This window comes from Kitasatospora sp. NBC_00315, assembly GCF_041435095.1.
Classification (GTDB): domain Bacteria; phylum Actinomycetota; class Actinomycetes; order Streptomycetales; family Streptomycetaceae; genus Kitasatospora.
In genome coordinates, this window is the sequence record NZ_CP108025.1 from 6,752,373 (window position 1) to 6,764,906 (window position 12,534).

9 protein-coding genes, 5 tRNA genes and 1 pseudogene are annotated in these 12,534 nt (G+C 75.1%); 6 read left to right on the forward strand and 9 right to left on the reverse strand.

Annotated features, from left to right (window positions below):
• Window positions 1-92: 92 nt before the first annotated feature.
• Entirely contained in the window at window positions 93-2,873 is a 2,781-nt protein-coding gene (locus OG823_RS28270; RefSeq protein ID WP_371482903.1) for a SpoIIE family protein phosphatase, read from the reverse strand.
• 242 nt (window positions 2,874-3,115) lie between these two features.
• Here OG823_RS28270 and OG823_RS28275 point away from each other — a divergent pair, with 242 nt between their 5' ends.
• Window positions 3,116-3,994, forward strand: a complete 879-nt coding sequence (locus OG823_RS28275) for a TrmH family RNA methyltransferase (protein ID WP_371482905.1) — start codon at window positions 3,116-3,118, stop codon at window positions 3,992-3,994.
• A gap of 614 nt (window positions 3,995-4,608) precedes the next feature.
• Here the strand turns inward: OG823_RS28275 and OG823_RS28280 are convergent.
• A pseudogene (locus OG823_RS28280) lies at window positions 4,609-5,829 on the reverse strand (protein kinase); the annotation flags it as partial.
• A 511-nt stretch (window positions 5,830-6,340) separates the two neighbouring features.
• On the opposite strand from OG823_RS28280, the gene OG823_RS28285 reads away from it, so the two are divergent.
• Window positions 6,341-6,535, forward strand: coding sequence for a hypothetical protein (locus OG823_RS28285; protein ID WP_371482907.1), 195 nt, complete (start codon window positions 6,341-6,343; stop codon window positions 6,533-6,535).
• A gap of 261 nt (window positions 6,536-6,796) precedes the next feature.
• Here OG823_RS28285 and OG823_RS28290 read toward each other — a convergent pair.
• The 5 genes from OG823_RS28290 to OG823_RS28310 form a co-directional block, all read right to left on the reverse strand.
• Window positions 6,797-6,868, reverse strand: a tRNA-Val gene (locus tag OG823_RS28290).
• A 40-nt stretch (window positions 6,869-6,908) separates the two neighbouring features.
• A tRNA-Val gene (locus tag OG823_RS28295) sits at window positions 6,909-6,980 on the reverse strand.
• Window positions 6,981-7,020: 40 nt separating this feature from the next.
• Window positions 7,021-7,092 (reverse strand) — tRNA-Val (locus tag OG823_RS28300).
• A gap of 33 nt (window positions 7,093-7,125) precedes the next feature.
• A tRNA-Cys gene (locus tag OG823_RS28305) sits at window positions 7,126-7,199 on the reverse strand.
• 40 nt (window positions 7,200-7,239) lie between these two features.
• Window positions 7,240-7,311: transfer RNA gene (locus OG823_RS28310), tRNA-Gly, on the reverse strand.
• A gap of 329 nt (window positions 7,312-7,640) precedes the next feature.
• On the opposite strand from OG823_RS28310, the gene OG823_RS28315 reads away from it, so the two are divergent.
• From OG823_RS28315 to OG823_RS28325, 3 genes are all read left to right on the forward strand, one after another.
• Window positions 7,641-8,690, forward strand: a complete 1,050-nt coding sequence (locus tag OG823_RS28315; RefSeq protein WP_371482909.1) for a chorismate-binding protein — start codon at window positions 7,641-7,643, stop codon at window positions 8,688-8,690.
• Window positions 8,691-8,780: 90 nt separating this feature from the next.
• Entirely contained in the window at window positions 8,781-9,617 is an 837-nt protein-coding gene (locus OG823_RS28320; RefSeq protein ID WP_371482911.1) for an aminotransferase class IV, read from the forward strand.
• Between the two features lie 116 nt (window positions 9,618-9,733).
• Window positions 9,734-10,582 (forward strand): GNAT family N-acetyltransferase, encoded by an 849-nt coding sequence (locus OG823_RS28325; protein WP_371482913.1) that lies wholly within the window; start codon window positions 9,734-9,736, stop codon window positions 10,580-10,582.
• Between the two features lie 7 nt (window positions 10,583-10,589).
• Here OG823_RS28325 and OG823_RS28330 read toward each other — a convergent pair whose 3' ends face one another.
• Complete coding sequence (locus OG823_RS28330; RefSeq protein ID WP_371482915.1) at window positions 10,590-11,090, reverse strand: DsbA family protein; 501 nt, start codon at window positions 11,088-11,090, stop codon at window positions 10,590-10,592.
• A gap of 188 nt (window positions 11,091-11,278) precedes the next feature.
• Here OG823_RS28330 and OG823_RS28335 point away from each other — a divergent pair, with 188 nt between their 5' ends.
• Entirely contained in the window at window positions 11,279-11,764 is a 486-nt protein-coding gene (locus tag OG823_RS28335; protein WP_371482917.1) for a hypothetical protein, read from the forward strand.
• An 89-nt stretch (window positions 11,765-11,853) separates the two neighbouring features.
• Here OG823_RS28335 and OG823_RS28340 read toward each other — a convergent pair whose 3' ends face one another.
• Entirely contained in the window at window positions 11,854-12,426 is a 573-nt protein-coding gene (locus tag OG823_RS28340; protein WP_371482918.1) for a CGNR zinc finger domain-containing protein, read from the reverse strand.
• Window positions 12,427-12,534 lie beyond the last annotated feature (108 nt).

Genomic DNA, 12,534 nt, shown 5'->3' on the forward strand with positions numbered 1-12,534 from the left:
GGTGGAGAGCCTCCACCGGGCCCGAGCGCGCCCCGCCCGGGTCCTGTTCGGGCCCCGCCCACGTGCTGCCCGAGCGCGACCCCGCCCGGGTGCTACCCGAGCGGCTGTTCGGTCCAGATGACCTTGCCGGTACCGGTGTAGCGGGTGCCCCAGCGCTCGGCGAACTGGGCGACCAGGAAGAGCCCGCGCCCGCCCTCGTCCGTGCTGGCCGCGTACCGCAGGTGCGGGGAGGTGCTGCTGGTGTCGGAGACCTCGCAGATCAGCATCCGGTCGAGCAGCAGCCGTACCCGGATGGGCCCGGTGGCGTAGCGGATCGCGTTGGTGATCAGCTCGCTGAGGATCAGCTCGGTGACGAACGCCGCCTCCTCCAGACCCCACGCGCCCAGCTGCGCGCTGACGGCGGCACGGACGCCGGAGACGGCCGCCGGGTCGGAGGGCACCTCCCACTGCGCCATCCGCTCGGCCGCCAGCACCTTGGTCCGGGCGACCAGCAGCGCGATGTCGTCGGTCGGCCGGCTGGGCAGCAGGGCGCCGAGAACGTCCGCGCAGGTCTGCTCGGGGTTGCGGCCCGCCCGGGCCAGGGCGGTGCGCAGCAGGTCGAGGCCCACGTCGATGTCCCGGGTGCGGTCCTCGACCAGGCCGTCGGTGTACAGCACCAGCGTGCTGCCCTCCGCCAGCTCCAGCTCCGCCGTCTCGAAGGGCATGCCGGCCAGGCCGAGCGGCGGCCCCGCGGGCAGCGAGGGGTACTCCACGGTGCCGTCGGGGTGGACCACGGCGGGCGGGGGATGGCCGGCCCGGGCGAGCGTGCAGCGCCGGGAGACCGGGTCGTAGACCGCGTACAGGCAGGTGGCGCCGGTCACCTGGGACCCGCCCTGGGTGGCCGCCTGGTCCTGGTCGATCCGGCTGACCAGCTCGTCCAGGTGGCCGAGCAGTTCGTCCGGCGCCAGGTCGAGCGCGGAGAAGTTGTGGATCGCGGTCCGCAGGCGCCCCATCGTGGCGGCCGCGTGCAGGCCGTGACCGACCACGTCGCCGACCACCAGGGCCACCCGGGCGCCCGGCAACGGGATCACGTCGAACCAGTCGCCGCCCACGCCGGCCTGCGCCGGAAGGTAGCGGTGCGCGACCTCCAGCGCGTTCTGCGGCGGCAGGCTCCGGGGGAGCAGGCTGTGCTGGAGCGTCACCGCCATCGCGTGCTCGCGGGTGTAGCGGCGGGCGTTGTCGATGCAGACGGCTGCGTGCGCGACCAGTTCCTCGGCCAGCGAGAGATCGTCCTCCTCGAACGGTTCGGTCCGCTCGCAGCGCCAGAACCGGGCCACCCCCAGCAGGACTCCCCTGGCCCGCAGCGGCACCCGGATCAGCGAGTGCACGCCGTGTTCCAGGATCAGTTCGGCGCCGGCCGGGTCCTGGGTGCGCCAGGCGGTGGCGACCCGGAGGTCGGGCTCCAGCACCGGCCGGCCGCCGGCGATGCTGCGGGCCAGGTGGGACTCCGGGACGACGTCGATCAGGGTGCCCGCGACCATGAACGGCACCTCGGCGCCGACGCTGCTGAGCGCAGCCCGGCGCATCCGGCTGATGGCGCTCCCGGTCGGCGGTTCGTCCCCGCCGAACACCTGCTCCGCCAGGTCCACGCTGACGATGTCGGCGAACGAGGGCACCAGCACCTGGGCGAGTTCCTCGGCGGTCCGGGTGACGTCCAGGGTGCTGCCGATGCTCACCCCGGCCTCGTAGAGCAGCCGCAGCCGTCCGCGCGCCCGGTCGACCCGGCCGGCCAGGCCGACCAGCTCGGTGGAGTCGCGCAGGGTCGCCACACTGCCCGCCGGGCCGCCGTCCCGGTCGGTGGGCCTGATGTTCACCGCGAGCAGCCGCCCGCCGGCCGGCACCACGTCGTCGGTGACCGTCCTGCCCGCGGCGAGCAGGGCGGCCAGCGCCGGCGCCAGGCCCACCTCGGTGACCGGCCGCCCCTCCGCGTCCCGGGGCAGCTCCAGCAGCCGGCGTGCCTCGTCGTTGGCCAGCACCAGCCCGCCGTCGCCGTCGGTGATCAGCACGCCCTCCCGGACGGAGTGCAGCACCGCGTCGTGGTGCTCGTACATCCGGGTCATCTCGACCGGGTCGAGACCGTGCGTCTGGCGCCGCAGCCGACGGCTGACCAGCGCCGTTCCACCGGTGGCCAGGCACAGCGCCGCTCCGGCGGCGCCCAGCACGATGGGCAGCTGGTGGTTGGAGGCGCTGCTGACCCGCGCGATGGTGATACCCGCCGAGACCAGGCCGACCACCGCGCCGTTCGGCGCCCGCACCGGGACGACGGCCTGCACCAGGGGGCCGATCGTGCCGGTGATCTGCTCGGTGACCACCCCGCCCGCCAGCGCGGGCTCGATGGTGCCGACGAACTTCTTGCCGATCCGGTCCGGCAGCGGGTGGGTGTAGCGGATGCCGTCGTTGTTCAGCACCACGACGAAGTCGACGCCGGTCTGGATCCGGACGGACTGCGCCTTCGGCTGGAGGATCGCGGTCGGGTCGGGGCTCTGCAGCGCCTCGACGATGCCGGGTGAGTTGGCGAAGGTCTGGGCGACGGCGACGGACCGGTTGCGGGCCTCCTCGACGCTGTCCCGGTTGGACTGCACCACCAACGCGACCACGGCCGCCGCCACCAGCAGCAGGACCACCACCACCTGGAGGGCGAAGACCTGGGCGGCCAGGCTGAGACTGTTCGACGCCGAGCGGATACGCCGCCCCGGGGCCCGCTCGGGGGCCGGCTGCTCGGGACGCTCCGTCTGCTCGCGCGGTGAACGCGAAGGGTCTGGCCGGCCCGACGGAAGCCCACCGGCGGCGCCAGCGGCCGGGCGCCCCCTGGCCCGGCCCGGAAAACGGGCCATACGCCATGTCTACACTGCCCGCGCCGGGCAGGCCAGGGGCAGCGCCGCGACGCGCCGGACCGTCCGCGGCGGCATCCGGTCGGCATCCGGTCGGCGCCCGGTCGGCATCCGGTCGGCGCCCGGGCCCCGGCGGTCCTCCGGTGGGGCGAGGCCCCGGTGCCGGCGGCAGGGGCGCGGTGCGGGAGCGAGGCGCGGCCGGGTGCGGTTTGGCCTTCGTCCGCCCGACCGGGCAAGATCGCACGGTGTCCGAACCCCGTGCTGTTACTGACCCCGCCGACCCCCGCCTCGCCGACTACACCGGTCTGACCGACGTCGAGCTGCGCCGCCGTCGCGAGCCGGCCGAGGGCCTGTTCATCGCCGAGGGGGAGAAGGTCATCCGCCGGGCGATCGAGGCCGGCTACCGGATGCGCTCGATGCTGCTCACGCCCAAGTGGCTGGAGGTGATGGGCGACGTGATCGGCGCGGCCGAGGCACCGGTCCACCTGGTCGAGCCCGCTCTCGCCGAGCAGGTCACCGGCTACCACGTGCACCGCGGCGCGCTCGCCTCGATGGAGCGCAAGCCGCTCCCGGAGCCGGCCGGGCTGCTGACCGGCGCCGCGCCGGCCCAGGCGCCGGGCGACCGTCGCGCGGGGTCGCCCGCCGGCGGAGGGGCGGGCGCCGTCCGCCGCGTCGCGGTGTTCGAGGACATCGTCGACCACGCCAACGTGGGCGCCGCGTTCCGCAACGCCGCCGCCCTCGGCGTCGACGCCGTCCTGCTCACCCCGCGCTGCGCGGATCCGCTCTACCGCAGGTCCGTGAAGGTCTCGATGGGCGCCGTGCTCCAGGTGCCGTGGACGCGGCTGACGTCCTGGCCGCAGGACATCGGGATCCTGCGCTCCGCGGGCTTCACGGTGGCCGCGCTCTGCCTGAGCGACCGTGCGATCACCCTCGACGAACTCGCCGCGCGCGACGACGACAGGCTGGCGCTGGTCTTCGGCACGGAGGGCGCCGGCCTCGCCCCCGGGACCCTCGCCGCGGCCGACGACCACGTCCGCATCCCGATGGACGCCGGCGTCGACTCGCTCAACGTGGCAGCGGCCTCGGCGGTGGCGTTCTACGCCACCAGGCCGCGAGGGGTCTGACCGGCGGGCGGACGGGCTCAGCCCCCGGTGCCGCCGGACACCCCGGAGCCGGGCCAGGACTCCTCCAGAGTGCCGTCGCCGCGCACCGAGTAGCGGGTGGAGGAGACGGCGCCGGTCTGCGAGACCCGCTCCTCCCGCACCAGGGCGCCGCTCTCGATCCGCCAGCTCGCGACCGCCTGCGGGTTCGCGGCCGAGGCCCGGGCGGCGAGGGGGACGGGAGCGTCGCCGTTGAAGCCGAAGAGCTGGACCAGATCGACCGGGACGGACCCCTCCGCGCGACGCAGCACCACCAGGGCGGCCGACGCGCCCCGGTACTGGGCCGGCAGCACCGCGCTGAGCGCGACCTGTCGGCCGTCGACGCCCGAACGCCCGTCGTGCAGCAGGATTCCGCCGCCGCCGGCCGGATCGGTGAAGCTGCGGTTCGGCCAGTCCACGGCGGGCTGGGGGCCGACGGCCTGGCTGAGCCCGGCGTCGGCCGCCGGGGCGGTGCCGCGGGCCGCCGCCGTCAGCGCGGCGGGGGACTGCAGCGCGCCGTCCGCCGAGAGTCCGCCGGAGGCCGGGGTGGCGGGCGCCGCCGCGGCCGCCGGGGCGCCCGAGGGCAGGCCGAGACCCTGGTCGGCGCGGTTCTCGCAGCCCTGGGCGGCCGCGATGGCGAGTGCGACCCCGAGGGTGACGGTGACGAAGACGATCAGCCGCTGGCGCAGCAGCCGTCGGCGAGCCGTCACCGGTCGGCCGGGGGCCGGGGTGTGCTGCCGGTCGCGCGGCGCGCCGCCCCGGCCCGGCGGCGGGGTCAGCGGACGCTCCCGCAGCGGCCGGGTGGCCTGGGCGGATTCGGGGCGCGGCATCGGCGCGGTGGCGGGCTGGCCGTAGGGGCGCCGGGGCTGGTCCGGCCGCTCGCCGCCGCGCGCGCGGGCCCCGACGGCGGGCCCGGGCGCCCGCCCGGGGGCCGGCACCGCGTGGGGCGGCGGAGCGGTGCCGCGGGCGGGAGCGGCCCGCCCCGCGCCGGGCAGGGCGGCTCCCCGTGCCGCCAGTTCGCTGAGCCGCTCGTGCAGGGCGGCCGCGCCGGGGCGTTCGGTCGGCTCCTTGGCCAGGCAGGCCCGGACCAGCGGCGCCAGCTGCGGCGGCACGGCCGAGAGGTCGGGCTCCTCGTGCACCACGCGGTAGAGCATCACCTCGGAGGAGGCGCCGGAGCCGAAGGGCGAGTCCCCGGTGAGCGCGTAGGCGATGGTGGCACCGAAGGCGAACACGTCGGTGGCCGGCGTCACCGCCGCCCCGCGCACCTGCTCGGGCGCCAGGAAGCCGGGTGAGCCGACCGCCGTGCCGACGTGGGTGAGCGTGCTGGCCCCGCGCGACCACGCGATGCCGAAGTCGATGATGCGGGGGCCCTTGGGCGAGAGCAGGATGTTGGACGGCTTGAGATCCCGGTGCACCACCCCGGCCTCGTGCACCTTCACCAGGCCGTCCGCCAGCGCGGCCCCGACCCGGGCCGCCTCCGGCCAGCCGAGCGGCCCCTCGTCGCCGACCCGCTTGTACAGCGAGGGCCCCGGGACGTACGCGGTGGCCAGCCAAGGCCGGTCGGCCTCGATGTCGGAGCCCATCACCCGGGCCGTGCAGCCGCCCCGGATCCGGGAGGCCGCCGCGATCTCGCGCGCGAAGCGGGTACGGAACTCGGCGTCCTCGGCCAGCTCGGCGCGGATCAGCTTGAGCGCGACCCGCTGGCCCCGCCGGTCGGAGCCTAGGAAGACCACGCCCATGCCGCCGGCCCCCAGCCGCCGGTGCAGGCGGTACGGTCCGACGATGCGGGGGTCCTCACGCCTCAGCCGCATCATCGCCATCTTCGTTCCCGTCAGCCCGTGGGTGAGCCCCCGTCGGTTGGGGCATCGTCAGATCCTGTCCGGCACAGCTTACGGACTGCCTGCTGCGGTGTGCTGATACGCAACACCTCAACGGTCCGTGGGATTGTCCGATCTTCCCGGTGGGACCGCTGTGACCAGCGGTGCGACCCTCCGGACGACCGCTCGCGCGGTGGCTCCCGGGGCCCGACCGGGACAGCTCCTCGGGGTGCCTCTCAGGGTTCCCCCGAGGGTGTCTGCGCCGTCGTCTCCCCCTCCAGTACTACGTCTCAGGTCGGAGGGTCATCCTCCGGGATGCCTGGAGAACGGTACGCGGGCATGACGCGGGACCACCCCCCTGCGCCCTAGCGTAGTGACCAGCGGTGGACGGGACGCTCGTCCCCCGAGAAATCCGTCCACCGCCCCGGCCGGCTGTACCGGCAGTACCGCAGTACCCGCACCCCGAGCAGTACCTCATCCCAACCGGCAGTCCGCAGCGAGCAGGAGCAAGGTCATGGCAACGCAGGTCACCGGCCCCGCCCGTCGGCGCAGGCCGTTCGCCGGCCCCCGCCGGGCCGGCCAGACCAGGCACCCGGCGGTGGCGCTGGCCATGGCGCTGCCCTGCGCCGTCCTGCTGGTGATGCTCTTCGGCGGCTGGCAGCAGGTGGCCACCCAGGCCCGCGCGGTCGCCGATCTGATCGGGCACTGACCCCTCGGGACGGGGAGGCAGTGCCGGCCGAGGCACAGCGCCCGTGTTGACACGCGGACGGGCGGGAGCGGCGCGCGAAGCGCCTCGGCAGGCGGGAGTCGCCGTGTACGGAACGCCGGTGAGGGCGCCCGTGCACGGCGCTCCCGTGCTTGTCGTCGCCTGTCGTCCCGGAGCGGCGGCGAGGCCGGATCCTCGCACCTCCGGGTACGGAAAAACGACGACGGCCGTGATCCTCTCGGACCACGGCCGTCGTCTGTACTGTGCGCGATACTGGGATTGAACCAGTGACCCCTACCGTGTCAAGGTAGTGCTCTCCCGCTGAGCTAATCGCGCCTGATGAGGCGTTCCTGCGAAGATCCCCGAAGGGACCGAGTGCGCGATACTGGGATTGAACCAGTGACCCCTACCGTGTCAAGGTAGTGCTCTCCCGCTGAGCTAATCGCGCCTGATGAGGCGTTCCTGCGAAGATCCCCGAAGAGATCGAGTGCGCGATACTGGGATTGAACCAGTGACCCCTACCGTGTCAAGGTAGTGCTCTCCCGCTGAGCTAATCGCGCGGGAAGGACCCTCGGTGAACCGGGGGCACCTCTTGGAGGTGGAGACGGGATTTGAACCCGTGTAGACGGCTTTGCAGGCCGTTGCCTCGCCTCTCGGCCACTCCACCAGGCAACACTCGAAGGACGACCCTACACTGTCCTTCATCGAGCGGACGACGAGATTCGAACTCGCGACCCTCACCTTGGCAAGGTGATGCTCTACCACTGAGCCACGTCCGCCTGTCTCCCGAGGGCCTCACCGGTTCTTCCCGGCTGCGCTCCCTGGCGACGTGTTGAACTCTAGCGGATTCCCGGGCCAGCTAAAAATCCGTTCCCGCAGCGTGCCGCGGGGATGCCCCGCAGGTGGTGCTCCGTCAGCCCGACCGGACCCGGCCACCGGCCCGCACCCCGGACGCCGCCGGGCGCTGCGGCCAGGCCCGCAGGCCGCGCCCGGACCGGGCGCCCCCGCATCCGCCCGGACGCCGGACCTACACTTCAGGCACCGCAGACCACACCTTTCACCGCGCCCACCCCCGCGCGGCACAGCACCGAATCCGCGCAGGAGAACCGTGTCCGGCCCAGCCCTCCCACCCAGCCCGCTCGCCCGCTTCGGCGGCCGCCTCGCCACCGGGCTGCGCGACGTGACCTCGGACCCGGCCGCGCTCGACTCCGCCGGCTTCTGGGCCGTCGTCCACGACTTCGAGGGCCGCCTGACCTGCGCCCGCTTCGACGACGTCCGCCCCGCCCCGGCGCCCCCGCGTGCGGACGCGTGGCGCGGGCCGCACCCGGACAGCTGGCGCAGCTCCCTCGACCGCTCCGCCTACACCGCCGGGGTGCGCCGCATCCGCGAGCACATAGCCGCCGGCGAGGTCTACCAGGCCAACCTCTGCCGGGTGCTCTCCGCGCCCCTGCCCGACCCCGCCCGCAGCGACATCGACGCCCTCACCGGCCTGCTCGCCCTCGGCAACCCCGCGCCGTACGCCGGGACGGTGCGCCTGCCCGCGCACGGCGTGGAGATCGCGACCGCCTCGCCGGAGCTCTACCTGCGCCGCGACGGCGACACCGTCTCCTCCGGCCCGATCAAGGGAACCGGCCGGACCGAGGACGACCTGCTGGCCAAGGACCACGCCGAGAACGTGATGATCGTGGACCTCGTCCGCAACGACCTCGGCCGGGTCTGCGCCACCGGCACCGTCACCGTCCCCGACCTCTGCGTGGTCGAGAAGCACCCCGGCCTGGTGCACCTGGTCTCCACCGTGCGGGGCACCCTGCGCGCGGACGCCGGCTGGCCCGGGCTGTTCGCGGGCACCTTCCCGCCCGGTTCGGTGACCGGCGCTCCCAAATCCAGTGCCCTGGGCATCATCGACGCCCTGGAGAGGGCCCCCCGCGGCCCGTACTGCGGCGCCGTCGGCTGGGTCGACGCCGACCGCGGCGAAGGTGAACTCGCGGTGGGCATCCGGACGTTCTGGATCGACCGGGCCGACCCGGAGGCACCCGTCCTGCGCTTCGGCACCGGTGCGGGCATCACCTGGGACTCCGACCCCGACCGCGAATGGGCCGAGACCGAGCTCAAGGCCGCCCGACTGGTCGCGATAGCGTCTGCCGCGGGCACCCCGTAGCCCCGGACCACCCCCGGACCACCTCCGGCCCGGACCACCCCCGGCCCGACCGCCGTCGGCCGCACCACCCGACCCCGAGGAGCAGCGCCGATGCAGCGCCCGACCGACAGCACGATCTGGGTCAACGACTCACTGGTGGACACCGGCGACGCGAACGTCTCCGTCCTCGACCACGGCCTCACCGTCGGCGACGGCGTCTTCGAGACGATGAAGGCCGTGGACGGCCGGGCCTTCGCGCTCACCCGTCACCTGGAACGCCTCACCCGCTCCGCCCGCGGCCTCGGACTGCCCGATCCCGACCCGGAGCGGATCCGCGAGGCCTGCGCCCAGGTCCTGCGGGCCAACCCGATGCCGCTCGGCCGCCTCCGGGTCACGTACACCGGCGGCACCGCCCCGCTCGGCTCCGAGCGCGGCGAGGTCGCGCCGACCCTCGTGGTCGCCATCGGCGACACCGCCCGCCGCCCCGACACCACCGCCGTGGCCACCGTCGCCTGGCGGCGCAACGAGCACAGCGCCGTCGCCGGGCTCAAGACCACCTCGTACGCCGAGAACGTCGTCGCCCTCGCCGCCGCCCACCGGCAGGGCGCCTCGGAGGCCCTGCTCGCGAACACCGCGGGCCGGCTCTGCGAGGGGACGGGCTCCAACGTGTTCGTCGTCCTCGGCGGCCGGCTGCTCACCCCGACGCTCGCCTCCGGCTGCCTGGCCGGCATCACCCGTCGGCTCGTCGTCGACTGGTGCGACGCCGAGGAGGCCGACCTCCCGCTGTCCGTGCTTCAGGAGGCCGACGAGGTCTTCCTGACCTCGACCCTGCGCGACGTCCAGGCCGTCACCCGGATCGACGGCCGCGAGCTGGCCGGACCGGGCCCGGTCACCGCGAAGGCCATGGCGGTCTTCACCGAGCGCAGCGGTGACGACCTCGACCCCTGACCGGCCCGCGCCGGGCGCCCCCGCCGCGCACCGGCGGCCGCCCGGCGGTGGCGCCGCGCCGACCGGGCCGTCCGACGCACGGTAGAACCACCGGTCGGCGGGGAAGGGACTCCGGCATGACCACCACGCTGCGCCCCGAGAGCCCCGAATCCCCGGCGCCGGGCGGCGGCCGCACCAGGCGCTGGCAGATCTGCGCCAACGGCCGCCCGGTCGGCGCGCTGCGCACCAGTGCGACGCCGCGCGGGGACCGCTGCTGGGGGAACATCTCCGAGCTGGAGATCTGGGAGGGCCGGGGGCGCGGCCGGGGCACCGTGGGCGCGCTGGCGGCCGAGGAGGTGCTGCGCGGCTGGGACTGCGAGCGGGTGGACGCGGTCATCCCGGAGACGGCGACCGCCGCGTTGCGGCTGGCCGAGGCGCTCGGCTACCGCGAGCGGATGCGCAACATGGCCAAGGCGCTGGGGGCCGGTCCCGAGCCGGTCCTGCCGCCGGGCGTCACGGCCCGGCCGATCGACGCCGAGCGGTACCCGGCCTGGCTGGACGAGGCCAGGGCCGGCTACGTGCGCGATCTGCGTGCCTCGGGCCTCAGCGAGCGGCAGGCCCGCGCCAAGTCGGACGCCGACCACCTGCACCTGCTGCCGCAGGGCGCCGCCACCCCCGGGGTCGCTTTGCGGTGGCTGCACGGGCCGGACGGCGCGGTGCTGGGGAGCCTGTGGCTGGCGCTGCGCGAGCGGGACCTCCCCGACGGCCGGCCGCTGGCCTGGGTGATGACCGTCGAGGTGGCCCCGGGGCTGCGCGGCCGGGGCCACGGGCGGACCCTGATGCTGCTCGCCGAGCGGGAGTGCCTGGCCGTCGGAGTGCGGGATCTGGGCCTGAACGTGTTCACCGAGAACCGGGTGGCGATCGGCCTCTACACCTCGCTCGGCTACCGGATCACCAACCGGGTGCTCGGCAAGCAGCTGATATGACGGAACCTCAGAAGGACTTCTGTTCCTCGATGACGGCGATGATCCGGGCCTGCAGGCCGTCCTGGCTCTGCCCGCCGTCCAGCCGCCGGCCGGCGATGACGTAGGTGGGGGTGCCGCTGATCCCGATCGCCTTGCCCTCGGCCTGGTCGGCGTCCACGATCAGGGTGTGCCGGCCGTCGATCAGGGCCAGTTCGACCTCCTCGGCGTCCAGGCCCACCGTGCGGGCGACCTCCACCAGCAGGGTCTCCCCGCGCCCGGCCAGCTCGTCCACCCGGGCGAGCAGCGCCTCCACGTAGGGCCAGCCGAGGCCCTGGGCGAACGCCTCCTCGGCGGCTTGCGCGGCGGCGTACGCGTGCTTGTGCTTCTCCAGCGGGAAGTGCCGCAGCTCGATCGGCAGGTCACCGCCGTACCGGGCGCGCAGGGCGCGGATGTCGTCCAGGGCGGTGCGGCAGTCCGGGCACTGGAGTTCGCACCAGAATTCGAGCCGGGGAAGGGAACCATCGATCATGCCCCCAGTGTTCCACTAGTGAGCGTGGCGGCGGTGGGCCCCGGTCCAGGCGGGGGTCCGGCCGCGGGACGGAGGCCCGACGTGTCCAGGAACAAGCTTCTGACCGAACCCGGTCGCCGTCCCGGTGGTGGCGGTCGCGGCGGCCCTCCCGGCGGCGCCGCGACGGACGGGCGGACGGCGGCCCGGCCGTGCTGACCGCGGTGGTCGCCTTCCTCCTCACGGCGGCGGGAGTGGCCCTCGCGGTCGTCCGCGCCCGCCGGGGCCGCCGGCTGTCGGCCACCCGGTGGTTCGCTGTGGCCCTGCTGCCGGCCGGCCTCTATCTGACCGGCTTGTTCCCGGTCGCCCGGACGATCGGCGGCGAGCTGTCGGACTGGGCGACGAAGCTGGTCCTCGACCCCCGGGTGTGGGCCGGCATCGCGCTGCTGGCGCTCTCGGCGGGACTGCTGATCGGCTCCCGGTGGATCGCCCGGCGCCGCCCGGTCGCCGATGCCGCGGCCCCCGCCCGGACCGGCGCGTCCCCGGGCCGTCCGGCGGTGTCCGGGGCCGCCGCCGAGGGTGGGCGGGCCGCCACCCGGGACGCGCCGACCGGGCGGGGCCGACCGGCCGGGAAGGCGGACGCGGACCTCGGCGACTTCGCGGAGATCGAGGAGATCCTCCGCAAGCGCGGAATCTGAGCACCCCGGCGCCCGGCGGCCCGGGACGTACGCCGTCGCACGGGAGTGGCCCGGCGTATCCGGGCGCGGGCCGGCCGGGGCGCCGGCCGTCAGGCGTCCGCCGGTACCGCGTCGGCGGAGCGCTGGCGCGCCCGGTACGCGGCCACGTGCAGGCGGTTCCCGCAGGTCCGGCTGTCACAGTAGCGCCGGGACCGGTTGCGGGAGAGGTCGACGAAGACCCGCGCGCAGTCCGGTGCCTCGCAGTTGCGCAGCCGCTCCCGCTCACCCGCCATCACGATGAAGGCCAGCGCCATGCCCAGCTCGGCCGCCAGGTGGTCGCCCAGGGCGGCGTGCGGGGCGAAGTAGTGGATGTGCCACCCGTGGTGGTCGTGGTTGGTCAGGCGCGGCGTGGTGCCGGCGGCCGCGACCACGGCGTTGACCAGCTCGGCCGCCTGCTCGGTGGAGCCGGCCGAGAACACCGCCCGCAGCCGGGTGCGCAGCTTCTGCACGGCCCGCAGGTCGGCGGACGTGGGGGACTCGACCTCGCTGATCTCCAGGCTCGTCACGAAGGCGCCCAGCGCGCCCACGTCCGGCAGCAGCTCGCTGCCGCAGGCCTCTGGGGAGGTGTTGAGCAACTCGACCAGAATGCTCAGCGCGCATTCGGTGTCATGGGTGATCAGCACGTGGGGGACTCCTCGCGCGGCGGGGGCCGTCGGCCTCCCGCGTCAACAGTCACGCAGACCTTACCGGCCGGGGCGCCGCGGGGGCGAGGTCGCGCGGGCCCGGCCGGG